Annotated in this window: 27 protein-coding genes; 18 read left to right on the top strand and 9 right to left on the bottom strand. The window is 44.9% G+C overall.

The features are described 5' to 3' along the window. Positions 1-151: 151 nt before the first annotated feature. Positions 152-1,237, bottom strand: a complete 1,086-nt coding sequence (locus QZW82_RS03470) for an RNA-guided endonuclease TnpB family protein (protein WP_293144646.1) — start codon at positions 1,235-1,237, stop codon at positions 152-154. 137 nt (positions 1,238-1,374) lie between these two features. Between QZW82_RS03470 and QZW82_RS03475 the strand changes: the two genes are divergently transcribed. The 9 genes from QZW82_RS03475 to QZW82_RS03515 all read left to right on the top strand — a co-directional run bounded on the left by QZW82_RS03475 (position 1,375) and on the right by QZW82_RS03515 (position 9,461). Then, complete coding sequence (locus tag QZW82_RS03475; RefSeq protein WP_293144649.1) at positions 1,375-1,521, top strand: hypothetical protein; 147 nt, start codon at positions 1,375-1,377, stop codon at positions 1,519-1,521. Positions 1,522-2,492: 971 nt separating this feature from the next. Beyond that, positions 2,493-3,011, top strand: coding sequence for a phycocyanin subunit beta (locus tag QZW82_RS03480; protein ID WP_293144652.1), 519 nt, complete (start codon positions 2,493-2,495; stop codon positions 3,009-3,011). Positions 3,012-3,119: 108 nt separating this feature from the next. Further along, positions 3,120-3,608, top strand: a complete 489-nt coding sequence (cpcA, locus tag QZW82_RS03485) for a phycocyanin subunit alpha (protein ID WP_293144655.1) — start codon at positions 3,120-3,122, stop codon at positions 3,606-3,608. Between the two features lie 214 nt (positions 3,609-3,822). Then, positions 3,823-3,999: a phycobilisome rod-core linker polypeptide gene (locus QZW82_RS03490; protein ID WP_293145166.1), complete on the top strand. Its 177-nt coding sequence runs from the start codon at positions 3,823-3,825 to the stop codon at positions 3,997-3,999. Positions 4,000-4,039: 40 nt separating this feature from the next. Beyond that, complete coding sequence (locus QZW82_RS03495) at positions 4,040-4,120, top strand: phycobilisome linker polypeptide (protein WP_293145169.1); 81 nt, start codon at positions 4,040-4,042, stop codon at positions 4,118-4,120. A 171-nt stretch (positions 4,121-4,291) separates the two neighbouring features. Next, positions 4,292-5,161: a phycobilisome linker polypeptide gene (locus QZW82_RS03500; protein ID WP_293144658.1), complete on the top strand. Its 870-nt coding sequence runs from the start codon at positions 4,292-4,294 to the stop codon at positions 5,159-5,161. A 316-nt stretch (positions 5,162-5,477) separates the two neighbouring features. Beyond that, a complete protein-coding gene (locus tag QZW82_RS03505; RefSeq protein WP_293144662.1) occupies positions 5,478-6,317 on the top strand; it encodes a HEAT repeat domain-containing protein in 840 nt (279 codons plus the stop codon). A gap of 447 nt (positions 6,318-6,764) precedes the next feature. Beyond that, positions 6,765-8,684 carry a hypothetical protein gene (locus QZW82_RS03510; protein ID WP_293144664.1) on the top strand — a complete coding sequence of 640 codons (1,920 nt, stop codon included), beginning with the start codon at positions 6,765-6,767 and terminating at the stop codon, positions 8,682-8,684. 150 nt (positions 8,685-8,834) lie between these two features. Then, positions 8,835-9,461, top strand: a complete 627-nt coding sequence (locus QZW82_RS03515; protein WP_293144666.1) for a HEAT repeat domain-containing protein — start codon at positions 8,835-8,837, stop codon at positions 9,459-9,461. On the opposite strand, the gene QZW82_RS03520 is transcribed toward QZW82_RS03515, so the two are convergent. Then, entirely contained in the window at positions 9,450-9,743 is a 294-nt protein-coding gene (locus QZW82_RS03520; RefSeq protein ID WP_293144668.1) for a DUF2103 domain-containing protein, read from the bottom strand. The genes QZW82_RS03515 and QZW82_RS03520 overlap by 12 nt on opposite strands. A gap of 335 nt (positions 9,744-10,078) precedes the next feature. Beyond that, positions 10,079-10,609 (bottom strand): response regulator, encoded by a 531-nt coding sequence (locus tag QZW82_RS03525; protein ID WP_293144670.1) that lies wholly within the window; start codon positions 10,607-10,609, stop codon positions 10,079-10,081. Between the two features lie 259 nt (positions 10,610-10,868). On the opposite strand from QZW82_RS03525, the gene QZW82_RS03530 reads away from it, so the two are divergent. Further along, complete coding sequence (locus tag QZW82_RS03530; RefSeq protein WP_293144672.1) at positions 10,869-11,195, top strand: antibiotic biosynthesis monooxygenase; 327 nt, start codon at positions 10,869-10,871, stop codon at positions 11,193-11,195. Here the strand turns inward: QZW82_RS03530 and cas6 are convergent, their stop codons facing one another. Continuing rightward, a complete protein-coding gene (gene cas6, locus QZW82_RS03535; RefSeq protein WP_293144674.1) occupies positions 11,196-12,077 on the bottom strand; it encodes a CRISPR-associated endoribonuclease Cas6 in 882 nt (293 codons plus the stop codon). Positions 12,078-12,614: 537 nt separating this feature from the next. Here cas6 and QZW82_RS03540 point away from each other — a divergent pair. The 3 genes from QZW82_RS03540 (at position 12,615) to QZW82_RS03550 (ending at position 15,087) form a co-directional block, all read left to right on the top strand. Continuing rightward, positions 12,615-13,781 carry an MFS transporter gene (locus QZW82_RS03540; protein WP_293144676.1) on the top strand — a complete coding sequence of 389 codons (1,167 nt, stop codon included), beginning with the start codon at positions 12,615-12,617 and terminating at the stop codon, positions 13,779-13,781. 220 nt (positions 13,782-14,001) lie between these two features. Then, positions 14,002-14,151 (top strand): hypothetical protein, encoded by a 150-nt coding sequence (locus QZW82_RS03545; RefSeq protein WP_293144678.1) that lies wholly within the window; start codon positions 14,002-14,004, stop codon positions 14,149-14,151. Between the two features lie 168 nt (positions 14,152-14,319). Further along, entirely contained in the window at positions 14,320-15,087 is a 768-nt protein-coding gene (locus QZW82_RS03550) for a glucose 1-dehydrogenase (RefSeq protein ID WP_293144680.1), read from the top strand. A 227-nt stretch (positions 15,088-15,314) separates the two neighbouring features. Here the strand turns inward: QZW82_RS03550 and QZW82_RS03555 are convergent, their stop codons facing one another. Both QZW82_RS03555 and iscB read right to left on the bottom strand, forming a co-directional pair. Continuing rightward, complete coding sequence (locus QZW82_RS03555) at positions 15,315-16,397, bottom strand: class I fructose-bisphosphate aldolase (protein ID WP_293144682.1); 1,083 nt, start codon at positions 16,395-16,397, stop codon at positions 15,315-15,317. A 228-nt stretch (positions 16,398-16,625) separates the two neighbouring features. Further along, complete coding sequence (gene iscB, locus QZW82_RS03560; RefSeq protein ID WP_293144684.1) at positions 16,626-17,729, bottom strand: RNA-guided endonuclease IscB; 1,104 nt, start codon at positions 17,727-17,729, stop codon at positions 16,626-16,628. Positions 17,730-17,935: 206 nt separating this feature from the next. Here iscB and QZW82_RS03565 point away from each other — a divergent pair, with 206 nt between their 5' ends. The 5 genes from QZW82_RS03565 (at position 17,936) to QZW82_RS03585 (ending at position 21,941) form a co-directional block, all read left to right on the top strand. Further along, positions 17,936-18,187 carry a hypothetical protein gene (locus QZW82_RS03565; RefSeq protein ID WP_293144686.1) on the top strand — a complete coding sequence of 84 codons (252 nt, stop codon included), beginning with the start codon at positions 17,936-17,938 and terminating at the stop codon, positions 18,185-18,187. Beyond that, positions 18,168-20,792 (top strand): M1 family metallopeptidase, encoded by a 2,625-nt coding sequence (locus QZW82_RS03570; RefSeq protein ID WP_293144688.1) that lies wholly within the window; start codon positions 18,168-18,170, stop codon positions 20,790-20,792. The genes QZW82_RS03565 and QZW82_RS03570 overlap by 20 nt, the downstream gene beginning before the upstream one ends. Positions 20,793-20,990: 198 nt before the next feature. Continuing rightward, the gene (locus QZW82_RS03575) at positions 20,991-21,152 is read left to right on the top strand and encodes a hypothetical protein (RefSeq protein WP_293144690.1); all 162 of its coding nucleotides are present in this window, start codon (positions 20,991-20,993) and stop codon (positions 21,150-21,152) included. Beyond that, on the top strand, positions 21,116-21,394 hold the full coding sequence (locus QZW82_RS03580) for a hypothetical protein (protein ID WP_293144692.1): 279 nt from the start codon (positions 21,116-21,118) through the stop codon (positions 21,392-21,394). The genes QZW82_RS03575 and QZW82_RS03580 overlap by 37 nt, the downstream gene beginning before the upstream one ends. Before the next feature lie 130 nt (positions 21,395-21,524). Next, positions 21,525-21,941 (top strand): NUDIX hydrolase, encoded by a 417-nt coding sequence (locus tag QZW82_RS03585; protein ID WP_293144694.1) that lies wholly within the window; start codon positions 21,525-21,527, stop codon positions 21,939-21,941. Positions 21,942-22,556: 615 nt separating this feature from the next. Here QZW82_RS03585 and QZW82_RS03590 read toward each other — a convergent pair. The 3 genes from QZW82_RS03590 to psbQ form a co-directional block, all read right to left on the bottom strand. Beyond that, complete coding sequence (locus tag QZW82_RS03590) at positions 22,557-23,039, bottom strand: hypothetical protein (RefSeq protein ID WP_293144695.1); 483 nt, start codon at positions 23,037-23,039, stop codon at positions 22,557-22,559. A 177-nt stretch (positions 23,040-23,216) separates the two neighbouring features. Next, positions 23,217-24,269, bottom strand: a complete 1,053-nt coding sequence (locus tag QZW82_RS03595; RefSeq protein WP_293144697.1) for an FAD-dependent oxidoreductase — start codon at positions 24,267-24,269, stop codon at positions 23,217-23,219. Between the two features lie 328 nt (positions 24,270-24,597). Then, positions 24,598-25,041, bottom strand: a complete 444-nt coding sequence (gene psbQ, locus QZW82_RS03600; protein WP_293144699.1) for a photosystem II protein PsbQ — start codon at positions 25,039-25,041, stop codon at positions 24,598-24,600. Between the last annotated feature and the right edge of the window lie 131 nt (positions 25,042-25,172).

Here is a 25,172-nt window from a genome sequence, read left to right on the forward strand (position 1 = left end):
TAAAAAACTGCTGAACTTGAGACTCGTATTTGGCCGTTACATAAGACTTACCCAAAGCTACCCAACTTTACACAAAGCTGTCCTGGGGAATCTTACTTCCTGTTTCAACCTGGTAGTGTCGGCACTAGACCAGTCCGCAGGCTATCCCCGTCTAACTGACGGTTTTTGACAAATTGATTGCTGCATTTAAGTCGCGGTCAATCTTAAAACCACAATGGCTGCATTCAAACATTCGCTCACTCATAGAGAGTGTTTCTTTTTTTGTTCCACAATTAGAACAGGTTTTTGAACTTGGGAACCAACGGTCAACTATTACCAACTTTGAACCGTACAACTTGCATTTGTAGGTGAGCTGGCGTCGTAACTCAAAGAAACCCATATCAGCAACTGATGCAGCTAGTTTATGATTAGCCATCATCCCGGATACATTCAAATCCTCTATGACTATTACACCGTGGTTTTTGGCAAGTAATGTCGTTAGTTTGTGCAACGTATCTTTACGGATGTTAGCTATCTTTCTATGCAATATAGCTATCTTGAATTGTGCTTTTTGCCAATTACTTGAACCGATGACTTTATGACGAATCAACCATTGCATCCTTGATAGTTTTGCTGCATATTTTTTGTAGGATTTAGCACCGATAACTACTTCACCTGTCGATAGAGTAGCCAATGCTTTAATACCGAGGTCAACTCCTACGATGTCTGTTTTGCATGACTCTTGCTGTTCTACATCAAACCTGAAACTGATAAACCACCTGTCGGCAATACGGGATATCGCGCAAGACTTAGTTGATACTTGTGGTAGCCTTTCATAAGTTTTGAGGACGCCAATTACAGGAACTTGGATTTTGTTACTCCCGCTGATTTTGACTGTCCCTTCTAATGTGAAAGAATCTCGCCTTCCTTTTTTCTTAAACTTTGGTACGCCAGCAGTCTTTTTAAAACACCGTTTCCATGCTTCTCGCAATGCTATTAATGCGCTCTGCGGTGTAGATTTGCTGCACTCGTAATACCAAGCATTCTCTGATTTCACCAAAGCTACCAACAGTTTGTGCAGATCAATAGCTGTGGGAAATTTGAGTTTTTCCTTGGGGTTTGCTTGATTGTGGTCGAGAATGTTTTTGGTCAACCACAGTCCCCAATTCCAAGCGTGACGCGCTACCCCGCAATGTTTGGCTAGCAGTATTCGCTGTCGGGCATTGAGTTTTAATTCGGTTTTAAATCCGAGTAGCATGACATTCCTTTATTTGGATCGCGACATATATTTCTTGCTTGCACTGTCTTATTGTGACCAATATCAGACACCGCAGCAAGTATGGAAAATCTAACAGAAGACAAAAGCTACCCACGATTGGGCAAATATGGGCAACTTTGTCTAACAATCTAGTTACAGTTTCTAACCCCGGTTCGATGCTCAGAGAGCAGGAAGCTGTCAACTTCGCTGCGTCTGGTGGCTCTCTCGCGCCGTTTGTAGACCTACCGCTGACAGCACTTATCCACCTTACAACTAAAAATTAGCAATTTCTCCGGCTTTTACCCAAGACCCAACGGCTGAGTTCTGTCTTTAAATGCTGATATTTCGTTCAAAAGCTGAGGTTGTGCCAGGGCCCTGCCAATCTGTTGGATTTTAACAACACCAAATTCTGCCAACATCCTGCATCGGGCATAATTTTTGCTTTTTTCCCTATTCCTCCTGGCTTGTTTTAGCACAACTTAAATTTTGTTAACTTTTCTTAATTAAGTAGTCAAACAGAATTAATTACACAATATTTTGACTGAAACCCTTGCCTAGCAAGGAGTATTTCTGTAATTAATTTTGTGTGGTTACTTATTCGGCTTTGCTCAGTCCAAGGCAATAGAGGCGATCGGTCTGCGGGACAATTTGGGGCGGGACACGCTAGCGACAAGGGCGATCCAAGCAAACTCTAGAATTAACTTGTACTGCATTGTACATTCTATATTTCAATTCCGGGTCAAAACTCATCAAATCCTTTCCCAGTCTACTTTTTCCCTCGAATTTCATCGATTTTTCTCGCCATCGGGCTCTCGAAAATCACAGACAATCTCTCGATCGGCAGTTTACCGCTGCAATCTGGCATCTATCCCAAGGATTAGATTTGCCACCACTTGCCCCACATCGATTTACCTTCTAAAAGAGATAAGTTTCCGTAATAATTTGTAATAAACAAAGAGGAACCAGCATTGTATAAAGGTTATCAGAGGGTTGAAACGACAGGCGAAAGTTAACAAAAACACTGATTAACAAGGTTTGTCGCATCTCATAAAAGATGTAAAATTTTCTAAGGTTTCTTAAATGTCCGTTGCAATGTCACAATAGTGAAGGTAGCGGAAAGGGAGAGATCGAGCCGGCCAGCGCAGTAGCTGGCGTCAACCTTCAACCCTTGCAGGCCCAACAGCCTGAACAAATTTAACTTAACGGTTTTATACCGCAACCAAACTCAATTAACTCAAAGTAGGAGAGTTCGTTCATGTTTGACGCATTTACAAAAGTGGTTTCCCAAGCAGACGCTCGTGGCGAATTTTTGGCTACTGGCCAACTAGATGCTCTCAGCAGCATGGTTTCTGACGCCAACAAGCGGATTGACGCAGTAAACCGGATCACCGGTAACGCATCCGCAATCGTCGCTAATGCAGCTCGCTCTTTGTTTGCTGAACAGCCTCAGTTGATCGCCCCCGGTGGCAACGCATACACCAGCCGCCGCATGGCAGCTTGCTTGCGCGACATGGAAATCATTTTGCGCTACGTAACCTACGCAACCTTCGCAGGTGACGCCAGCGTTTTGGACGATCGTTGCTTGAACGGTCTGCGCGAAACATACCAAGCTCTGGGAACTCCAGGTGCATCCGTTGCAACCGGCGTACAAAAAATGAAAGAAGCAGCGATCGCGATCGCTAACGACCCCAACGGCATAACCCGTGGTGATTGCAGCTCGCTGATGTCCGAAATCGGCAGCTACTTCGACCGCGCAGCTAATGCAGTCGGCTAAAAATAGCAAGCGCAAACATTTCTTCCTGTAAAGAAGCGAGCGATCGCATTATTTGCAAGCAATCATTTTGGTACAAACAAAACAAAACATTAGGGAGACACCAGAACAATGAAAACCCCTTTGACTGAAGCAGTAACCGCCGCCGATTCTCAAGGCCGCTTCCTGAGCAGCACCGAATTGCAAGTAGCCTTCGGTCGTTTCCGCCAAGCAGCAGCAGGTTTGGAAGCAGCCAAGTCTTTGAGCGCCAACTCTGCGCGCTTGATCGACGGTGCAGCTCAAGCTGTGTACAACAAGTTCCCGTACACCCAACAAATGCAAGGGCCAAACTACGCTTCTACCTCAACCGGTAAAGCTAAGTGCTCCCGCGACATCGGCTACTACCTGCGGATGGTAACCTACTGCTTAGTTGCAGGCGGCACAGGTCCAATGGATGAGTACCTGATTGCAGGTATTGACGAAATCAACCGGACATTTGAATTGTCTCCTAGCTGGTATGTTGAAGCTCTCAAGTACATCAAATCCAACCACGGTTTGAGTGGCGATGCTGCAACTGAAGCTAATTCCTACATCGACTACGCAATCAACGCTCTAAGCTAGATTTGCGTGATGCCCGGAAATGTAAGCTGCTGTTAGCTTTAGTGTTAACTGTTGTTTACGATTCCGGGCATCTGCGATCTGAGCCGAGTTTTCCAAATATTTTTTTCAGAACTTCTCAAGCACAAACCGCAGAAAAGTTAGGAATAAAGCATTTGAAACAGCGAGACGAGTAGAAGTGCGCCCTCACTGAAGGCAAGACGATACGAAAGCAGTAATTCGCGTCGGTTGCAGCCAAGTTTTCGGTAACGAGTATTTAATGTCGAGCGAACGAGTTACCAGTGCCAAATCTTTGCTGCTGGAAGGGCAGATTTCAGTTAAAGATTTTGTGCGGGAGTTCATGAGTCCGAAACTTATCGGAAAATTTTTTTTGAATGCAAGGTTCGGTGGCTAAGTTTTTACCCCAAGTGCGGTGAAAAACTACCGAATATCTCGTGTCTAGCGATCGACTTTCGACCCGCTTCCAGCAAATCAACAAACGTGCTGGCAAAGTGGTAACTATTACCACAGCTTAAAGTTTGTAAAGATGTTTTTTTGAAACGTCTTTAGCAAATTAGGATTAATTGATGTGTACAGACAAGCTGCACCGCGAGTGCACCTTAATTTAACACATCTTGGTCTTAGTCCTAAAAATCTCAAGTTCAACCAAGCTTTAAATTTTTGTTATTAATTTAGGAGAAAATCTGGTGGCTATTTCCACAGCAGCGTCCAGACTGGGAACATCCGCATTGAGCGATGCACCCAAGGTAGAATTGCGCCCGAACTACACCAAAGAAGACATTGAAACTGTGATTCGTGCAGTTTACCGTCAGGTGCTGGGCAACGACTATTTGATGAAATCCGAGCGCCTGACAAGTGCTGAATCTCTCCTGCGAGACGGCAGTTTAACGGTGCGAGAATTTGTGCGGGCAGTGGCAAAATCGGAACTGTACAAAACCAAGTTTTTGTACAGCAGCTTCCAAACTCGGACGATCGAACTAAACTACAAACACTTGCTCGGTCGCGCTCCCTACGACGAATCTGAAGTAATTTATCACTTAGATTTGTACCAAACAGAAGGTTACGATGCTGATATTGATTCTTACATCGATTCAATAGAGTATCAAGAAAACTTCGGCGACAATATCGTCCCTTACTACCGGGGCTTTAACACCCAGACAGGTCAAAAAACCGTTGGTTTTACCCGGATGTTCCGGTTATATCGCGGCTATGCCAACAGCGATACCTCTCAGCTAGAAGGCAATAACTCCCGTCTAGCTGTCGAACTCGGTACTAACAGTGCTACGGCTGTAGTTGGGCCTTCTGGTGGTAACGAAGGTTGGGCATACCGGTCTTCGACACAAAACGTAACTCCCAGCAGCGGTTTCGGTGGCGCGGCAGCTTACGGTAAAGAAGGGCGGCTTTTCCGCGTTGAAGTGTCGGGCATTCGCACGGGTGGCTATCCCCGCGTGCGCCACAGCAGCAAGGCGTTTATCGTACCTGGTGAGGATTTGTCCTCGCAAATGCAGAAATTTCAACGCCTGGGCGGGAAAATCGCCAGCATTACTCCAATTTAGTCGTTAGTCATCGGTTATTAGTGATTAGTCATCGGTCGTTAGTCAATAGTGAATTTACTAGAGATTAATGGCCATTGGCTAAGCTCTAATAGCTAATGTAATTCGACTAGATGCAGAAATCAGTTTTTTATGATTGTCTCGTTATGATTGTCCGGTTATGTGCGATCGCAAAATCATCGTTGGAATAATCCGAGGATGATAATTAATAGTCTCCTTGAAAAGGCGATAGAAATTGCCAAGTTTCCCAACCCGCGCAGGCGGGTTTTGTTTGTCTAGCAGCGATTTCAATCGCCGAGTTTTGTAATAACTATGAATTATGACTGTGAATTATGACGAATCCGACTCACCACCAGCGGGTGTAGCTGAGGGCGAGTCTTTAACAATAGAACAGGCGATCGCAAATTTGCACTCCCAAGACTACAGTCTCCGGTATTACGCTGCTTGGTGGGTGGGCAGATTTCGAGTCAAGGAACCGGCAGCAATTGCAGCTTTGATTGCCGCCTTGCAAGAAGAATCAGAACAGACAAAAATTGGCGACTATTCCCTACTGCGAAATGCGGCACGAGCTCTGGGAAAATTGGGCGATAAACAAGCCTTACCTGCCCTGATTCACTGTTTGGAATGCGCTGATTATTACGTGCGGGAAGCGGCGGCTCAAGCTTTAGAAATGCTGGGCGATCGCGATTCTATTCCACCGCTGATGAAACTCTTAGATGGAGGCGTAGCTGTAGCCCTGCGAGTGCCTGGAAAATCGCACCTCGTGCAGCCTTACGACTCGGTAATTGAAGCTTTGGGTACGCTGTACGCGACAGAGGCAATACCGCTAATTTCACCTTTTTTAGAGCATTCTGTGGAGCGGGTGCAGTACGCTGCGGCGCGGGCGATGTATCAGTTGACTGGCGATCGCATTTACGGAGATCGGTTGGTAACTGCTTTGAATGGGGATAATTTGCAGTTGAGGCGATCGGCATTAATGGACTTGGGGGCGATCGGCTATTTACCCGCAGCGCCAGCTATTGCGGAAACTTTAGCTGAAAATAGCATGAAATTGATTGCGCTAAAAGGAGTTTTGGAGCATCACCTCGAACAACAAGCATCTCTATCTTTGTCAGATGAAGCGATCGAAGTGATGAATTTAATGGATAGTTTACTTTAAAAAAAATTAGTTCCTAACTATAATAGGATTGCTGTAGCGATTCTCAATTGTCTGCCATATTCAGGACACAGCACATTCAGGAAAAAGCACTGCTGTGTCCCTACCGCCTATCTGTATTTCACTACATTCAGGAAACAGCACGGCGCTGCGTCCCTACCCCTATCTGTATTTCAGGCAGTTGAGAACTCATATTTTCTCCCTTTTAACCTGGTGAATCTATGTCTGATTATTTGATGAATAAGAAACGAGGCTTTAGGTACTAATTTTTATAAAATTCAGTAAAAACACTGAGACTGGTAGCTGTTGTTGGTGAAAGCTAGCGTGCTAAAATAATATTATCCTGTAAATTAGTTTTTAGTTAAAAAACTTTTGATTTTGACAATAGCGATCGCGGAATGCTGCGAGATGGCTGTGTAGCAGCTAGAAGTATAAATCGGGGGATTCACCATGAGCAACGATCCTTTTGAAGTCCAGGTACAACATTTTGCAGCGCTGAAGTCCAAGTATCAAGCAATAAAATATGAAGATTCATCTCCTTCTAGTCTTCTGTATCTCATTCTGCGAAGAGCTGATTTAGAAATTGAAATTACCGACTTCGAGTGTGATTGGTTACTAAACCAAGAGCTTTTGGAAACAAGAAAAGCTATCAAGCAAGAGCCACAACGTAAAGCTGAAGAACGAAAAAAACTAGATGCTAAATTTTCTGAACTCAAGTCTAAGTTTAAAGTAACCAGAGGGCTACCCATATCCAGTCCTTTGTATCCTATCCTTTGGAAACTTGATTCAGAAAATCACCTAACTGACTTAGAAGTTAAATATATCCAAGAACAGGGGCTGACTCAAACAGTTGCTATCGTTCAAGATATGGCGCGATTTGCTGTACTAAAGGCTCAGTACAAAGCTAGTGAATACCCAGATTGTTCACTTGATAGCCCCTTGTATCAAATTCTCAAGAAACTGAATGCACGAGAAAGATTAACTGATGTAGAGGCTAACTGGCTGTTCAACAACCAACTGTTTGATACTCTGGAAATTTTTTGGCAACAAAAAGCTGTACGGGAAGCTGACTTTGCCCAACTCAAGGATAAGTACAAAGCTAGTGAATACCCAGAAACATCTGTATCAAGTCCGCTCTATCAAATCCTAAAAAAGCTGAATTGGGATCTACAGTTGAGCGAGTCAGAACTTAACTGGCTGGAAGAGCATCAACTTAGCGAAACCCTTAGCATTGTTTTGGAAATTGAACAGACACGCCACTTTGCTGAACTAAAAGTTAAGTATAAAGCTAATAAATCTGAGGATTCATCACGATCGAGCCATCTTTATAAAGTTCTTAAAAAAATTGACTTAGACAATCCGCTAGGTGAGCAGGATATTAACTTTCTTAAAAAGCGTAAACTGACTGAGACAATTGCTCTGGCGCTTGACAAATATGCTGCTAGTCTCAAGTCCAAGATTCAATCGGGAGAGCCGTTGAGTGAGGCTGATATTGATTGGCTGAAACAGAATAAACGTGAGGATGTAATTACTTTTGCTATTGACAAATATGCTGCTATTCTGAAGTCAAAGATTCAATCGGGAGAGCCGTTGAGTGAGGCTGATATTGATTGGGTGAAACAGAATGGACGTGAAGACGTAATTACTTTTGCACAAAAAAAGGAATTTGTCGCTTTGAAGGTCAAGTATCGGATTATAGATAGTGATTTCCCCTTCGAGCCATTTTACGCAATCATGGTAAAATTGGAGAAAAAAGAGCGTCTAGATCCTGTGTTAGTTGTTCAGTTAATACAACAGGGACGTTTAGCTAGTCATGGAAGGATTGCTATAGCGTACCACAGGCTTGAAGCGCGTTTCTATGAGCAGGAATATGAGCGCACAGGAAATAAATGGAACTTGCCCAACGCTAGCAGTCATTGGCGCAAGGCAGATGAACCAAACAGTGCATTGAAGGTGACAGAAAATCTGGACTTCGACCAAATAAAAGAAAATAAGCTCAAGTCAGCTTTGCTAACAACAAGAGGCGGTGCTTTCAGAGATATCGATCAATTAGATGATGCTGAGAAGTCCGCGCTCAAAGCTATTGAGTATCAGCCTCAGAGTCATCATCCTTACACTTTGATGGGAGCTATTTGTTTTGAGCGGAGTCAATTTTCAGAGGGTGAGCGTTGGTTTAAGGAGGCAATTAAACGCGGTGCTGAATCAGAAGATATAGATTCCGAACTCAAGCAGGTTGTCAAAAATGCTAAAGATGAGAAGCGTCGGGAAGTTGTGGAATATCTGCTGAAAAAAAATCCGCAGCGATATGCTTGGGCTAAGGCTTATAGGAAGCGCGAAGGCGGTGAGGATGCACAGCGCAAAAATTCCTAGCGCAGGTATGGAGTCGAGTTTTTTGCGGATTCGACTCTTTAACCAAGACTGTCCTAGTTAATCGCCGCGCCTCACCCATGCGACAAAAAGTTCGATCGCGCGATCGAGCCAACATACAATTACAATGGTCACGGTAAATTGTATAAATAAATGGCATTAGAACTAATTCGCGCCGTCGAACAAGCAGATTCTTCCGAAGGCTTGTTAAACGCAGTCAAAGCACTGGCGGCTGCTGACTCAAAAGCAGCAATTCCTACCTTAATAACAGTGCTCGGCTACAACAACCCAGGTGCCGCCGTGGCCGCCGTTGACGGGCTGATTCAACTCGGAGAACCTGCGGTGCTGCCGCTGCTAGAACAGCTTGACGGCTACAATTACGGAGCGAGAGCTTGGGCTGTTCGGGCTTTGGCGGGAATTGGCGATCCCAGAGGTTTAGAGATTTTGCTGGATGCGGCGGCGAATGACTTTGCTTTGAGCGTGCGGCGGGCGGCGGCTAGGGGTTTGGGGACGATTTGCTGGGAACTTATGCCGACACAAAAAATTGCAGATGCTCAACTTCGCACTGTCAAAACGCTGCTGCAAGCGTCCCGAGATCCGGAATGGGTGGTTCGCTACGCAGCGGCGGGAGGTTTGCAAGCTTTGGCTGGTGCTGCGACTGTTAAACCGGATTGGTTAGCGGAAGTTTCGGCAAAACTTGAGGAAATAGCCCAAAGCGATGAAACTTTGGCAGTTAGAGCCCGGGCTTTGCTTGCTAAGGAAAAATTGTCATTTGGCTAGGGTTTGGGCGATCGTCTCTTCCAAGTCCCTTTGTGTGAGAGTGGTTAATATAAAGACTTCTTGTACGGTTTTGCCTTGTCTGGCAATGATTTTAAATCCCCCGCGAATGGGTACTGACACTCTTAATGTCATGTGGGGGATGTGTCCTTTAACTTTGTTAATGACGCCTGGGGTAACGGTTTGAATGCCCATTATGAGAGTGAGGCGCTCTAAAATTGGTATCAAACCAGGAAGGTGAGTAGAGTGATTCCAAACTAGGCGGCCTTTGGGTTGTGCGCTCATGACTTTTTACCAAATTCAACATACCCAGTCTAAGCCACCCCCGGCTGGAACCAATTTGATATTCCCTCAATTTGTATATCAGTAATGTTACTGCGGGCGTCATTGCGAGCAACGCAACGCAATCTCAAACCGAGATTTTTGAACCCGGGCGCACAACCTGAGATTTGATGGCGCAGAATTGTTCTTTACTTTTGGATGTTTTGGGTTGATGTAGCCTTTCTCAAAAAGATGAGGTATAACAGACAGTTTGCAAAACCAGTAAACTCAGAGGGCTCGCATCCCAACAACGTCCGCGAATCTTTCTGATAACCGCTATATAGTAGCATATCTGATGCTTAGGATATTCTTAATTCCACTTTCCACGAGCTTGTATTTTTTCTTCCTTCTTCCTTCTTCCTTTTTTTGAGCCTGAGCGAAGTAGAAGTGCCTTCTTGCTTCCTTCGGCTGCGCTGAGGACAAGTCTTTTGAGCCTGAGCGTAGCCCGAGAGCCTTCTTCCTTCTTCTATAACTGTCGGTTTTTCTAGTTGAGTTGCGATCGCCCCGAGGATTTCTGTCATGCTGCAAGGTTTCTTGAGATAGCCGTCTGCTTTGAGTTCGAGGGCTTTTTCCATTTCGGAGGCTGTCAGAAAAATAAACGGAATGCTGGCGGTTGCAGGGTGCGATCGCAAAATCGCAAAAACTTCAAAGCCGTTGAGTTCCGGCATCATGACATCAGACAAGATTAAATCGGGAATTTGGGCGATCGCTAACTCGACACCAAGTTTTCCGTTTTCAGCGCCGACAGCTTCAAAATCGCCCAAGTTCAGAATTTCTAAAACGGTTTCTCGGATTAAGTTATTGTCTTCAATTACTAATATTTTTGGCATTTTTTTTAGCGATTATTTACTTTATTGGTATTTGTCTGTTAGAATTTTTGCAGATAAGTTCTACAAATTTCAATTGGGTTATTGCAAAAAACCGTTTTTTACGTGTTTTTAGGTGTAAAGTGCGATCGCAGCTAGCTGCAATATCTCATAAATCGGTGGCTGTGCTGAGCGCGAAGCTACTAAACGGGCGAATTTTACAATTTTCGGGCGATCGCCTAAAATATAACTTGGTGTATCACAATTTTTTGAGGAAAAGGATATGTCAGAATTTTTAGACTTTCTCAGACATCAGTTCGCCTACATTGCAATTGGCGAATTTAAACCAGGAAAATTCAAAGAAGCAGAAGAACTTTTTGGCAAAGCCGTTGCGACTTATGCCACAGGTTTTAAGGGAGCATACCTACTGCAATTGCCCAATACAGACAAAGGTATTGCCATCATTTTTTGGGAAAGCGTAGAAGAGATGGCCGCCAACCAAAGCGAAGCTTATCAGCAAATATTGAAGCAGATGACGCCTTTGTTTGCGAAAATTCCCGACACTGATGTTTATGAAATCGTCAGTGAAATTAAGCCGAAAAGTGAATGATTAAAAATTTGGCAATCGGCGCGTCATTCCCATTCCCATCGGCGTCTTGCGCCCGACTCCGCTGTAAAGTGCAAAATCTGCTAAAGCATTAATTTGCTTGACAGAAAGCGGATTGACATCTCCCATAATTCGGTAACTAACCTCGCCGACGCAGCCAATAAATTTACTGCGAGAATCCGTACAAACTTCGGTGCGGATATCGAAGAAACTGGGAAAAATAGCTTCTGTGAAAGTAGGTTCGATCGCAATTTCGCTGTACTTGTTCCAACGATTTGCCAAACTGCCAAAAATACTCTCTCTAGTCGGCATCGCACTATCGTACACGCCTTGCCGAAAATTAGTAGGAGTGCAGAAGGTAAACGCAATTTGGCGCTCAGTTTCCGAAGCGCGATCGAACAATTCGGCGTAATTGCAAAAATTCACCCACGGTTGGTGCGATCGCGGTTGGCTGACAATGCTAGTCACGTACAAATCTGTCGGGCCCAGATGCCACGGGCGCTCGAAGTTGAGTTGCTGCCACAGTTGAGTTAGGCGATCGAACAAACCGTCATCCAGCAGAGAAATCCGCCACCAAATCGGCGTATTTTCCCCAATTGCTTGCTTGTGTTCCCACTGTAGGGCCTGGGAAATAGTGCGCCCCGCCGGAGGCAAAACCCTCTTTTGTGGCTGCGGGTTGCTGTTTTTGTAAGTCTCTTTTCTGCTTACTTGGAAAGGGCTTAATGTGAAAGCTTTTTCGTTGGATTGGTCGTGCAGGTACGCGCTCAAATCGCTATCTACAGCACTCACCAGGTTGAGAAATAAGGCGTGGAGATGCCGTCCCGTTAAAAATTGGGATGGGATTGGTGCAACTGGCAGTAGGTTTAAAATAAGGCTGTGAGGCATCTTTTAATTATATATCTTTTTTCAAAAAGATGAGTTAGAAGTTGAGATTTTAGATTTTAGATTTGGATCTATTCACGATGGTTTATGGTAAGGGCAAGCTAGAAAATATTGCGAACATTGAATATCCGCAGGTCGCAGTAACTTCTGTAGCAGAATACATTGGGAAAGTAGGATTATTATAATCGACTTCAAACCCTAGTCAATCATTTTGAATAGACAGGAATTGCATTATCTCCAAAATACCCTGAAATTATCTGTGTTCATCTGTGTTTACCTGCCTGATATTTGGGGTCGATCTAAGCAGATGGGTACAAAAAAAACTTTGGTATGTAAGAATTTGATAGACCGATCGCAAATGATATATATCATGTCCGATCGATTGACCCCAATAAGTAAGGTTTGTAGTGCGGACTTCAGTCCGCTTTATGCTGCGGACTGAAGTCCGCACTACAAACGGTTTTTGTGATGGTAATCAACCGGACATGATATGACAAGCAAATCCACACAAATGAAGGCAGATAATTGCCTAAACAGTCTATGAAACCACACAGCCCTGATACATTTCTCGTTAAAGCAACCCTGCTGCTAGTGAGCACCCTAACCGTGATGGCAGGAGCAACCATCGCCCCTTCCCTCCCAGCAATGCGGCAGCACTTTTCGGCTGTTGCTAATGCCGATTATTGGGTGAGATTGGTGTTGACGGCCCCAGCTTTGTTTATCGCGATCGGTGCGCCCATTGCCGGAATTGCGATCGATCGCTTTGGGCGCAAAGGCTTGCTGGGTTTATCTGTGTTTGTCTATGGCTTCGCAGGCAGCTCTGGGTTTCTGTTGGATCAAATTGGGCTAATTTTGCTGGGACGGATGCTCCTGGGCTTCAGCGTGGCAGGTATTATGACGACTGCAACCACGCTGATTGCTGATTATTACATCGGTGCGGCTCGATCGCAATTCCTGGGATTGCAAGCAGCTTTCATGGGGTTCGGCGGCATGATTTTTCTCACCCTCGGCGGCTATTTGGCCGATCGCAATTGGCGGCAACCGTTTCTAATTTACCTGATGGCGTGGTTGATTCTACCATTGATTTTGCTGGTACTTCCTGAACCAGATCGCGATAAAGATGCTGTTCAACAAACAGGTGCGATCGCATCTGAAACAGTCCCGTGGACGCTGCTACTGACAACCTACGGTATTGCACTGCTGACTCAAATCGTGTTTTACATGATTCCGGTGCAGATTCCGTTTTATCTTCAGCAGTTAATGGGTGCTAATGCTTCTCAAAGTGGATTGGCGATCGCCCTTGCTACCCTTGCTACTTCCATCAGCGCCCTGAGTTATCAACGGCTGAAAGCTCGTTTCACCTTTACGAACATTTATGCGATCGCCTTTGGGTTGATGGGGATTGGTTATCTGGTGATTAGTTTTGCTCGCACCTATGAGATAGTTTTGATTGGTTTGGCGATCGCTGGTTTAGGTGTCGGGTTACTGATGCCAAATATGAACGTATGTTTGACCTCATCAACTCCCGCATCTCTGCGAGGGCGAATTTTGGGCGGACTTACCACCAGCTTTTTCCTAGGTCAATTTACTTCACCCTTCGTCAGTCAACCTTTGAGTCAATGGGCGGGCTTAGGTACAACTTATGGCCTAGCAGGTGGATTGATGCTCGCAACCGCATTCATCACTGTTGGAGTCATGCTCCGGTAGTTTCTAGGCTGTGTATTGCGGGTCGATCGAATTCTCATTAATTGGGAAATTTTGATTCCAACCAAAGCTTGTAAAAATTATTTTTCTGACAATTCCATTGCGTTAATTTCCTGGCATTTTTTAACTTTATGGCTGTATTTGTGTGCAGGCAAATATATGTGTATGGGCGAAGCATGACCGCAGTAAATATGAGATTATAACTAATAATTTATATGCGGTCATGCGAGAACCCTCTTCAAAACTATTTCCCTGGTTCTCGCTTCCGATCGTGGACGATCGCGCGAATGCCATACTTCGACAAAAATTGATTGAGTTACAACAAGTAATTGTGGCTTGGTTCAACCCACACATGGTACAAGCAGGTTCCTGATACACTATACTATTTGCGTAGCATATTCGCCAGAATCCCCACATGATACCTGTAGCCTGGTTGGTGTCGGGATGGATCGGCGAATTGGTTAGTTTCGCTATATCATACTTGTAGCCAAGTTGGTGTATCCGATGTCACTGTTGTAACTCATTTCTTGAAGAGGTTTTTATGAATAGAGTAGAAGGGAAAGTTGCGGTTGTCACAGGTGGCGCTTCGGGAATTGGTCGGGCGACTTGTCTGTTGCTGGCGAAAGAAGGAGCCTGTGTTGCGGTAACGGATATAGCTGAGAAGGAAGGCAGAGGTTTGGTAGAAGAGATTACCGAAAAAGGCGGAAAAGCAGAATACTGGCATCTAAATGTTACACAAGAAGCGAGCGTTAAACAGGTGGTGTCTGAAGTTCGAGAGAAGTGGGGAAAAATTGACATTTTAGTGAACAATGCAGGGATTGTTGGTATCAATAAACCCACCCACGAAATCGCCGAAGATGAATGGAATGAGTTGATGGCAATAAATGTAAATGGTGTTTTCCTCTGTACTAAACACGTTTTGATTTCGATGCTAGAAACGGGAGGTGGCAGCATTATTAATTTGTCTTCTGTTTACGGATTGGTTGGCGGCCCGGATATGCCTCCTTATCATGCCTCAAAGGGAGCAGTGCGGTTGATGAGCAAAACAGATGCGCTATTGTATGCCAAAAATAAGATTCGGGTTAATTCAGTTCATCCGGCATTTATCTGGACACCGCTGGTAGAGAAGTTGTTGGCCGAACAAGGTGATGTGACTGAAGGACGGAAAATCCTTGATAGCTTACATCCGGTGGGACACATGGGTGAACCTGATGATGTTGCTTACGGTATTCTTTATCTGGCATCGGATGAATCGAAGTTTGTTACTGGTTCTGAATTGGTAATTGATGGGGGTTATACCGCTCATTAATAGTTGATAGTTGATAGTTGACAGTTGCACAGTATGGAAATCAAACCGTTCGATCGAGTTTTTTGCTCGGGATTAGAACTGATATCATGTCCGGTAGATTAGCATAACCAAAACGGTTCGTAGTGCGTCCTGGTGTCCGCAGAATAAGAGCGGACACCAGGACGCACTACGAACCTTATAGTATTGGGTTCGCAGCACGCACCCTAATTTTAGTGTGCTGTGAAGTTTTAGGCGATCGTGATTTCGGGCGACAAATAAACGTCTTGAATGGCGTTAAACAATTTTACACCTTCTTCAAAGGGACGCTGAAAAGTTTTGCGGCCGGAAATTAAGCCACAGCCGCCTGCGCGCTTGTTGATTACCGCCGTGCGAATTGCTTCGGCAAAATCGGTTTTTCCCGAAGCACCGCCGGAGTTGATTAAACCCATCCTTCCTGCATAACAGTTGAGCACTTGATAGCGGGTTAGATCGATCGGGTGATCGGTTGTCAAATCGGAATACACGCGGCTGTCGGTTTTGCCGTAACTCTTGCCGCTGGCTTTCGCAACTGCTCCGTATCCATTGTTACATTCGGGCAATTTTTGCTTGATGATGTCAGCTTGAATTGTGACTCCCAAGTGATTTGCTTGCCCGGTCAAATCAGCGGCTGTGTGATAATCTTTGTCTTGTTTGAAGATATCATTGCGGAGATAACACCACAGAATTGTTGCCATTCCGTACTCGTGAGCGTGGGCAAAAGCTTGACTGACTTCTTGGATTTGTCGCGTCGATTCCGGGGAACCAAAATAAATTGTGGCTCCGACTGCAACGGCTCCCAAATTCCAAGCTTGTTCGACGGAAGCAAACATTATTTGGTCGGATTGATTGGGATAAGTTAGCAGTTCGTTGTGATTTAGTTTGAGGATGAAAGGGATTTTGTGCGCGTATTTGCGAGATACGCTTCCTAACACTCCGAGAGTTGTAGCGACAGCATTGCATCCTGCGGAGATTGCTAGTCTGATGATGTTTTCGCTGTCAAAATAGATGGGATTTGGTGCAAAAGAAGCGGCCGCTGAGTGTTCGATTCCTTGGTCTACTGGCAGGATGGATAAATAGCCGGTATTTGCCAAGCGTCCGCTAGAATATAGTTGCTGGAGCGATCGCAAAACTTGAGGAGAGCGATCGGTTTGAGCGAAAATGCGATCGACCCAATCCGGGCCTGGTAGGTGCAACAAATCTTTGGAAATTTTTGCTTGATGGGTGAGCAAGTCTTCGGCTTCGTCACCAAGCCAAGATGCGATCGCACTGGGAACTGATAGTGTAGCTGTCATACAGATTTACCCTCTCACTGTTTTTGTAGACATTTCACGACAATCTCAACCAAACGAGTAGTTGTAACCATCGTTGCGATGAACAGGTTTAAGTTGATTTCGAGAAACGCTAATCACACTATCGTTCACCCGAATATCAAAATTACCTTTGAACCTAGTGGTTTTAATTCTTTTGCATTTAACCCCCTGATGTTTTCCATCAATTACTGAAACAATATCTCCCGTATTCTAGCCCGCGACTTTTTTCTTTGGCTTGTATCCCCGACGCGGAAACCCATATTTATCAGTCTGCACGACTTGACGACTACCCAAACCCATCGCCTTAATTAACAACGGTTGATTGATCGCCAAAGTTAAACCCTGACTGACATCTCGACAACAAGCAGCATCGATCCAATGAGCTTTTGGAAACTTCAAGTTAGTCCGGTTGAACTTAGTTAAAGAACCGCGTCCTACATAAATAGGTTCAATCGCTGTGTCTTTCAAAGCTTGGAACAAAGCGGACTTGGTTGCGTTAACGGCCGCTGCGTCCTTCAATGAGGTTTTAGCTTGGCTCATTATTTTCTTAAGAATTTCGGGCTTCTTCTTGAGAAAATCTCTCAGATCTTGAGTCCCCTTTTTGAGGTTACATTTTTCACAAGCCAAGCAAAGGTTAGAAACACGATTAGTCCCACCCTTGGCGCGTGGATTGATATGCTCAACTTGCAACGGTAAATTTTCACTACCGCAGTAAGCACACTTCCGCTTCCACTTTTCGAGCAGGTATTCTCTAACCTCGTAACCTTGCAATTCCCCTTGTTGATACTCAACGCCGGAAATCTCTGGATTTTGCATTTTTTGAGTGTCAAAGTTTACTAACTCGAAAGCAATTGATTGGATAGGTGCTAGTTTACGAAGGCGAGAAACCCACGTCATAGTAGTTAACACTCGGTGCTGCAAGCTCGGAGGCAACCAGCCTTTCAGACGAGTGCGATTTAAGAATCTCGCTTTTCGATAACGAGTTTTGCGGTTACGGCGCCCACGTCGGACGGCTCGACGGGTTTCAAGTCTTGACTTGATAGCTTGACCCCGATGGGTGAGTTCAGCACACCAAATGACTTGGGTTCCCTGAACCAAAGCTATGCCAGTAGTTTTGCTACCAGGATCGATGCGGATTTCAATGGGCACTGGTGAATCGTTGACCGATTTTTTCAGGATAATTGCAAACGGGTACAGTCTGAAAACCTTTGCTTTACCTGCATTCAATAGCTTTCTAGCTATCACTGGCAGGCACGGAGTTAGAGGTTTTTTGTCGGAGTCAAGTACGAATACTTGATTTGGGGTTTTAGACATGGTTGCGTCTATTCCTAATTAGTAAAGGTTGCCTCGGCACGGTTATTAGGCGGTACTTTCTCCACAGCACTGGCTTTACAAATCCTTGCCTGTTTAACTGCGGAGTTATAGTGCTTGGGGCTGGCACGTACTCCAAGGTATGAACTTTAACGCTCCCTAATAACGAAAGCCTGGACTTACTTAGCTATTTCGGGATTTCTCCAGAAATGTCTAGGATTTCAGTAAGTCTCAATTTCAATTGCAGGCTGATGATTGCAGACATTAGCCTTGCTGATATTGTAGCTAAAAAATCTTTTTTTCCATCCCGGCAACGATCGCCTGAATTTTTCAGATTAGCGACAACAGCAACTGGGACGCGCTACTCTGTAATTAAGCTGGCAGTTCCGCCCGATAGCTGCTGCCTGCGATCGCCGATCGACTCACAACTCCTCAATCACAATGTCAAACAACTACTTTGATACTGAAAACGGTCACAAATCCTTCGAGATGCCCGGTGCTAGACCCCACTACAACCCCGATCGCCCCGGACAAGTAGAGCATATTTTCCTCGATTTAGTGCTCGATATTCCCAAACAAAGTTTTCGCGGCACTTGCAGCATCCGCATAAATCCAGTCCGCAGCGGTATTGACAAATTAACCTTAGATGCTGTTAACCTGAACATTAAATCTGTCAAAGTCGGGGAAACCGAGCAAAATTTCGACAGCGACGGCGAAGTGCTGCAAATTCAACTGCACGAACCAACAACAGCTTACGAACCAATTACAATTGCGATCGCCTACTCGGTCGAAAAACCCCAGCGCGGCCTCTATTTCGTCGGGCCAGACAAACACTATCCCGACAAACCAACACAAGTTTGGACTCAAGGCGAAGACGAAGATTCCCGCTTCTGGTTTCCCTGTTTCGACTATCCCGGACAGTTGGCAACTTCCGAAATTAGAGTGCAAGTTCCCAGACAATTTTTTGCAATATCCAACGGCGAATTAGTTAGCACAAAAAACGACGGCGATGACAAGATTTATCACTGGTCGCAAACTCAGGTACATCCGACTTATTTGATGACATTAGCAGTCGGAGATTTTGCCGAAATTAAAGACGAATGGAACGGCAAACCAGTTAATTATTACGTCGAAAAAGGCCGCGAAGCTGACGGTAAGCGCAGCATGGGCAAAACGCCCAAAATGATTGAATTTTTCTCTAAAGCATTTGGCTATCCTTATCCTTTTCCTAAATACGCTCAAGTCTGCGTCGATGATTTCATCTTCGGCGGCATGGAAAATACTTCGACAACTTTGCTAACAGATAGGTGCTTGTTAGACGAACGCGCCAGCCTCGACAATCGCGGTACAGAAAGCTTAGTCGCCCACGAATTGGCTCACCAATGGTTTGGCGATTTAGTAGTAATTAAACATTGGTCTCATGCTTGGATCAAAGAAGGCATGGCTTCCTATTGTGAGGTGTTGTGGACTGACCAAGAATACGGCAAAGAAGATGCGGCCTATTATATGTTAGGTGAAGCTCGCAACTATTTAGCTGAAGACAGTGCCCGCTACCGCCGCCCGATGGTGACTCACGTTTACCGCGAAGCGATCGAATTGTACGATCGCCATTTGTACGAAAAAGGCGCTTGCGTGTATCACATGATTCGCGCTGAGTTGGGCGACGAACTGTTTTACAAGGCAATTCAAACTTTTGTGCGGGATAACGCTCACCAGACTGTGGAAACGATCGATTTGCTAAGGGCGATCGAAAAAGCTACGGGTCGCAATCTCATGTTCCTGTTTGACCAGTACGTTTATCGCGGCGGCCATCCAGATTACAAAGTTGCTTATTCCTGGGATGGCGACAGCAAATTAGCGAAAGTTACTATTACCCAAACTCAGGTAAAAGACAACAAAAATGGCAACGGTAACAGCAAAGATGTCTTTGACCTCAAAATTCCAATCGGCTTCGGCTACAAACCGGAAAAAGATGCAGATGAGCGAAATGCTGCTAATATAAAAACTTTCACGGTTCGAGTTCACGAACGCGAGCAAAGTTTCTATTTCCCCCTAGAAGAGAAGCCCGCATATATCAGTTTTGATGTCGGCAATAAATACCTAAAAACAGTTGCTCTAGAGTATGGAGTTGCCGAACTAAAAGCTCAGTTACAGTTCGATCCAGACCCGGTTTCTAGGATTTACGCCGCCCACGCTTTGGCGAAAAAGGGAGGCTTGGAAGCTGTGAAAGCGCTGTCAGAAGTTCTCAAGAAAGAGCCGTTTTGGGCTGTGCGGGCGGAAGTGGCCGGTCAGTTGGTTGAGATTAAACTCGACCAAGCTTTTGATGGTTTAGTAACTGGTTTGAAGGATAAAGATGCTCGGGTGCGCCGTGCGGTGGTGAATGCGTTAGGTAAAATTAAGACTCACGAGACTTATAAGGCGCTGAGGTCGATCGTTGAAAAAGGCGATGACAGCTATTATGTAGAAGCGGCCGCAGCGAGTGCGATGGGTGCGATCGCAGGCGCTAACCCCGACGAAAAGCCCACGGACGAACAGGTACTCAAAGAGTTAAAATTGGTTTTGAAAGAGCGCGAGGGCTGGAATGAGGTTGTGCGATCGGGTGCTATTTCCGGTTTGGCGCAAATGAAAACTTCGGAAGATGCGCTCAACCTGATTTTGAAATACACAGCCGTCGGTACTCCGCAAGCTTTGCGCTTGGCTGCAATTCGCTCTTTGGGGACAATTTCGACAGGTCAAACTAAGCTCAATTTGGAACGCATTTTGCACCGATTGGCGGAACTTTCTAAAGAGACTTTTTTCTTGACTCAAGTATCTGTTGTTGTCGGTTTGGGACAGATGGAAACTCGCAAAGCTATCAGAATTTTGCGTTCTTTAGCTGACCAAACTCCTGATGGCCGCGTCCGCATGATGGCTGATGAAGCTGTGCAAAGAGTGCAGAAAAATGCTGGTTCTGATGCAGCGGTGAAGCAGTTGCGCGAGGAGTTAGATCAGGTGAAAAAGGACAATCAAGATTTGAAGAGTAGGATGGAAAATCTGGAGGCTAAGGCGAAGAAAGACAAAGATTAGGTAAATTTTGTAAGGTGCGTCGTTATGAGATTGTCGCTGCGATCGACAATTGTGTCGGGCGACACACCCTACGAGCTAATTGTAGGGTGTGTGACGGCGATAAATCGTTAAATCGAAACCAGCCAAATGTGTACAGTCACGCACCGCCCCAGTAGCAAGCTAAATCTGACAAAAAATATTGTAGTAAGGTGCGTCGCTATGAGATTGTTGCTACGATCGAGGATTGTTTCGGGCGACGCACCCTACCAGCTAACAATTACAATAATTCTAACATTAGGTATCCTGGAAGACATTCTGCCAGTTCAACAGCAGCCATCTATTTTGTGGATAAATTTGGCAAAACTCTGGAAACGCCGTTAGTTGGGTTGGGTGCATTTAAAGTTGCGATTGGCGATCGCCCTGTTATTAAAATAATCTTATTTTTTAGCTGTATTGCCTTGAAGTTTGGTATTTTAAGCAAAGGTAAAATCCTACATATTTCTATTTCTGACTTAGTTATTGTCTCGACTGAGAGATCGCAAATAGAACTTAAGCAATCCGACTCAATAAATAAACCTGGCTTTTTTTATGAAAAAATAGCTTTCAGCAATTATTTTTCATAAAAGGAACTGATTTTGCTGTATCGGTGGGTAAGTTCTAATAGATAATCAGGGTGTATCAACATTTTTATTTTGAATCTTCAACTTTCAATCAAGTTGAAGCAGCCTTTGCACCCTAAAGATTGCATAAATCATGAGTACAAGAACTATTGTATTGGTAGAACAATCGGCTGTCATTCCCTACCGCATTCAAAACGGACAAATTGAAGTAATGGTGATCACTTCTTCAACGGGTAAGCGTTGGGTGATTCCTAAAGGGTTAATTGAACCTGACATGACTCCTCAAGATTCTGCTGCTAAGGAAGCTTGGGAAGAAGCAGGTTTGTTGGGTAAGGTGTTCCCGGATTTGCTGGGAACTTACGAGTACCAAAAGTCTGGCTATACTTGTCAGGTAGAAGTATTTTTACTGCAAGTACAAACTGTTCTGGAAAAATGGCCGGAAGCTAGCTGTAGAAAGCGACAGTGGGTAAGTATTCCGAAAGCAATTAAGCGGGTTAATGAACCGGAACTTAAACTGATTCTTGCTAATTTACCGAATCGGTTTTGCTGATTCAAAGGTTCGTAGTGAGGACTTTAGTCCTAATTAACTCAGGTTCGTAGTGAGGACTTTAGTCCTAATTAACTCAGGTTCGTAGTGAGGACTTTAGTCCTAATTAACTCAGGTTCGTAGTGAGGACTTTAGTCCTGATTAACAGGTTCGTAGTGAGGACTTTAGTCCTAATTAACTCAGGTTCGTAGTGAGGACTTTAGTCCTGATTAACAGGTTCGTAGTGAGGACTTTAGTCCTGATTAACAGGTTCGTAGTGAGGACTTTAGTCCTGATTAACAGGTTCGTAGTGAGGACTTTAGTCCTGATTGACTCAAACATGGAGAAAGGGCTGATGATGCCACACTTTCATGCGAGGGAGGACGATCGCACTACACTCGGAAAATCATTATTCTGCTGTACAAGGAAAGGACTGAAGTCCTCACTACAAACCTGGAAAGGACTGAAGTCCTCACTACAAACCTGGAAAGGACTGAAGTCCTCACTACAAACCTGGAAAGGACTGAAGTCCTCACTACAAACCTGGAAAGGACTGAAGTCCTCACTACAAACCTGTGCAAATGGAAAGGACTGAAGTCCTCACTACAAACCTATGATATCGGTGTGAAAAGTTTTACCTCAAGCGTTAGCTGACAGAAAAGGAAGGCTTTCGGCTAAGTTATCCTTGACTTCAATTCCCTGTTTTTTTGCCCAAAACTGGCTTAAGAAATGAATTTGCCGCAAGCCGACAATTAAATTTAAACCAGGTACAAACATCCACCAAACAGTTAGCGGTTCTTTAATTCCTTCTTGGCGGTACAATTCGTTAACTGTGTTGTAAAGTTTGAACTGCACGATGTAAATCCAAGCAATTCCCACGAAGGAAAACCAACCAAACCATCCGGGAACGTCGGGGTCGAATATTCGCAAAGCTTGGGGGATGGCTACTCCTAAAACAAAGGGCAACAAGCAAAGTGTCCCCGACCAACCCTTGCCGTTATAAGTCCGCAATTCTTCTTGAATAATCCATTTGTACCAGCCGTAATATAGCAGCAAGCTGACTCCAGATAGCAAGATTACTCGCCACAAAATTCGTGGCTTTCCTAAGGGGTTTTCGGACATTTTTAGATGTAAGATAAGACGGCGGTTGAAACCGCGCCTAGACAAACAATGTCCGCCTCCGCGGACTCAAGAAGATAACGTAATTTCAATTACCTAGTCTTCAACCCGCACTCCTCGGGTAAAGTCTCGTGTTGACGCGGTTTCAACCACTTTATTGATTATATTAACATTTGTTAATTATTGCAAAATCATCTCTCGGATCGATCGCGCGGTTGCAGGGGCCAGCAGAACACCGTTGCGGTAGTGGCCGCTAGCTATCAAAACCTTGCTGTTACTGGGAAGCGCTTCGATAATTGGGGCTGGGCGTCCTTCGGGGCGCGGGCGCAATCCCGACCATTTTCGGATGATTTGGGCCTCGGCTAAGGCCGGACAAAGTGCGATCGCCCTTGCCATCACTTCATCCAACATATCAGCATTCGCCTGCACTTCCCCGCCGTTTTCGGGAAATTCCACCGTCGCCCCTACCCAACATTCTTGATTTGCCAAAGGTACAATGTGAACGTCATCGCAGGTAATTACTGGCGCAAAATCTGGGTTTCCTAAGGGATTTTTTGACCGCAAATGCAGCGCTTGTCCCAACACCGGGCGAATGTCCACCAATTGATTTAGCGATGCAGTGACAGCAGCGGAACCTAAACCAGCAGATACAATTAGTCGATCGAACTTGCCACTATCAGCCATTTGGGCCCCTGCAACTTCCACCCCAAACTCAAAAATCACTTTATTTTGTGTAGCAGCATCCACCAAAGCCAAAGTTAGTGCGATCGGATCGACTTGCCGGTCTTGAGGCGAATAAATCCCAGCAATTATGTTATGATTTAAATCAAGATGAGGACAAAACTCGCGCACTCGTTCCACCTCCCAAAGTTCTAATTTCCAACCTTGAGACTTGCGAGTTGCTGCTAGCTTTTCCCACTTACTTAAATCCTCTCCTTCCGAACACAGCAGCAAAATTCCCTGTTTGTTAAATGGAATTTTCCGTCCCGTAGCTGCTTCCAATTCAGGAATCAAAGTTTCGTAATACTGAAGGCTGGTTTCCCTTAAATGCCAATTTCTGCCCTTAGTTTTGTGGCTGATTACTCCCATCAAAACACCGAGGGCTGCACCTGTAGAAGCTTGGGCTGGGGGCTGTTTGTCGAATACAGTGACTTTTAATTCGGGAAATTTACTTAATTCAAACGCGATCGAAGCCCCGACAATACCGCAACCAATAATTGCAACGCGAACCATTGAATTTTATATTTTAGATTTTAGATTTTAGATTGTACAGAAGAATACCGGGCGGTTAGAAACCGCGGCTACATAAACGAAACCCGCCTCCGCGGGTTGAAGAACGGGCAGTAAAAATTACGTTTTACGTTATTTTCTTTACACCACGGAGGTGGACTTCGTGTGTGTAGACGCGGTTTCAACCGCCGTGGCAGTAAAAATTACGTTTTACGTTATTTTCTTTACACCACGGAGGTGGACTTCGTTTGTGTAGACGCGGTTTCAACCGCCGTCTTTGTATAGGCGCGGTTTCAACCATACGTCCGATCTGCGCGACAAACTAAAGCTATTAGGCTTTAGGAAGTAGCTGCAAGAAAGTATCGAAATCCTTCACAGCTTTGCTATAACTAGCGGTGATTTTGGCATTGTCAGCCATTTTAGCAGCGTTATCAATCTCTACCAAATCAGCAAACAAACTCTTGGTCAAATCCATAGCTTGCTGTTGAGATTTCGGCAACAAACTGCCCGACACGGTTTTCATCGTGGCGCGCAATTCGCCGAGAGGCCCGTGAATGTAAGTTTTGGCATCAATCCAATTTTTTTTCTGAATTAGGGTTCCTAGGTTGTCCATGCGCGATCGGAACTCTGTCAGAGTAGGAACATAGCGCTGAATCTGTTGGATCTGGGCTGCTGTGTAAGTCGTGGGAACTTTTGCTTCGACACTGCTGCAACTAACCAGAAATGCCATCAAAAATGCCATCATCAAGGCAAAAAAGGAACGGGGACGAGTCATAAAAACAATACGGTAAGTGGTAAACTCAGAGTATGAAAGACCTGAGAGGAAAACGACCCGGCGATTTTAATCGCCTTGAATCTTTCCATTACTGCCTTGGAGTTGCAAGAGTCCGGTGTACTTTTGTAATG

Origin of the sequence: Microcoleus sp. bin48.metabat.b7b8b9.023 (assembly GCF_013299185.1) — a bacterium.
In the GTDB taxonomy this organism is placed as follows: Bacteria; Cyanobacteriota; Cyanobacteriia; order Cyanobacteriales; family Microcoleaceae; genus Microcoleus.

What these genes read in the sequence shown, in the direction of transcription:
- QZW82_RS03470 (WP_293144646.1), bottom strand. Translation starts at nt 1,237, where the DNA reads ATGCTACTCGGATTTAAAACCGAATTAAAACTCAATGCCCGACAGCGA.
- QZW82_RS03480 (WP_293144652.1), top strand. Translation starts at nt 2,493, where the DNA reads ATGTTTGACGCATTTACAAAAGTGGTTTCCCAAGCAGACGCTCGTGGC.
- cpcA (WP_293144655.1), top strand. Translation starts at nt 3,120, where the DNA reads ATGAAAACCCCTTTGACTGAAGCAGTAACCGCCGCCGATTCTCAAGGC.
- QZW82_RS03505 (WP_293144662.1), top strand. Translation starts at nt 5,478, where the DNA reads ATGACTGTGAATTATGACGAATCCGACTCACCACCAGCGGGTGTAGCT.
- QZW82_RS03510 (WP_293144664.1), top strand. Translation starts at nt 6,765, where the DNA reads ATGAGCAACGATCCTTTTGAAGTCCAGGTACAACATTTTGCAGCGCTG.
- QZW82_RS03515 (WP_293144666.1), top strand. Translation starts at nt 8,835, where the DNA reads ATGGCATTAGAACTAATTCGCGCCGTCGAACAAGCAGATTCTTCCGAA.
- QZW82_RS03520 (WP_293144668.1), bottom strand. Translation starts at nt 9,743, where the DNA reads ATGAGCGCACAACCCAAAGGCCGCCTAGTTTGGAATCACTCTACTCAC.
- QZW82_RS03525 (WP_293144670.1), bottom strand. Translation starts at nt 10,609, where the DNA reads ATGCCAAAAATATTAGTAATTGAAGACAATAACTTAATCCGAGAAACC.
- QZW82_RS03530 (WP_293144672.1), top strand. Translation starts at nt 10,869, where the DNA reads ATGTCAGAATTTTTAGACTTTCTCAGACATCAGTTCGCCTACATTGCA.
- cas6 (WP_293144674.1), bottom strand. Translation starts at nt 12,077, where the DNA reads ATGCCTCACAGCCTTATTTTAAACCTACTGCCAGTTGCACCAATCCCA.
- QZW82_RS03540 (WP_293144676.1), top strand. Translation starts at nt 12,615, where the DNA reads ATGAAACCACACAGCCCTGATACATTTCTCGTTAAAGCAACCCTGCTG.
- QZW82_RS03545 (WP_293144678.1), top strand. Translation starts at nt 14,002, where the DNA reads ATGCGAGAACCCTCTTCAAAACTATTTCCCTGGTTCTCGCTTCCGATC.
- QZW82_RS03550 (WP_293144680.1), top strand. Translation starts at nt 14,320, where the DNA reads ATGAATAGAGTAGAAGGGAAAGTTGCGGTTGTCACAGGTGGCGCTTCG.
- QZW82_RS03555 (WP_293144682.1), bottom strand. Translation starts at nt 16,397, where the DNA reads ATGACAGCTACACTATCAGTTCCCAGTGCGATCGCATCTTGGCTTGGT.
- iscB (WP_293144684.1), bottom strand. Translation starts at nt 17,729, where the DNA reads ATGTCTAAAACCCCAAATCAAGTATTCGTACTTGACTCCGACAAAAAA.
- QZW82_RS03565 (WP_293144686.1), top strand. Translation starts at nt 17,936, where the DNA reads ATGTCTAGGATTTCAGTAAGTCTCAATTTCAATTGCAGGCTGATGATT.
- QZW82_RS03570 (WP_293144688.1), top strand. Translation starts at nt 18,168, where the DNA reads ATGTCAAACAACTACTTTGATACTGAAAACGGTCACAAATCCTTCGAG.
- QZW82_RS03575 (WP_293144690.1), top strand. Translation starts at nt 20,991, where the DNA reads ATGAGATTGTTGCTACGATCGAGGATTGTTTCGGGCGACGCACCCTAC.
- QZW82_RS03585 (WP_293144694.1), top strand. Translation starts at nt 21,525, where the DNA reads ATGAGTACAAGAACTATTGTATTGGTAGAACAATCGGCTGTCATTCCC.
- QZW82_RS03590 (WP_293144695.1), bottom strand. Translation starts at nt 23,039, where the DNA reads ATGTCCGAAAACCCCTTAGGAAAGCCACGAATTTTGTGGCGAGTAATC.
- QZW82_RS03595 (WP_293144697.1), bottom strand. Translation starts at nt 24,269, where the DNA reads ATGGTTCGCGTTGCAATTATTGGTTGCGGTATTGTCGGGGCTTCGATC.
- psbQ (WP_293144699.1), bottom strand. Translation starts at nt 25,041, where the DNA reads ATGACTCGTCCCCGTTCCTTTTTTGCCTTGATGATGGCATTTTTGATG.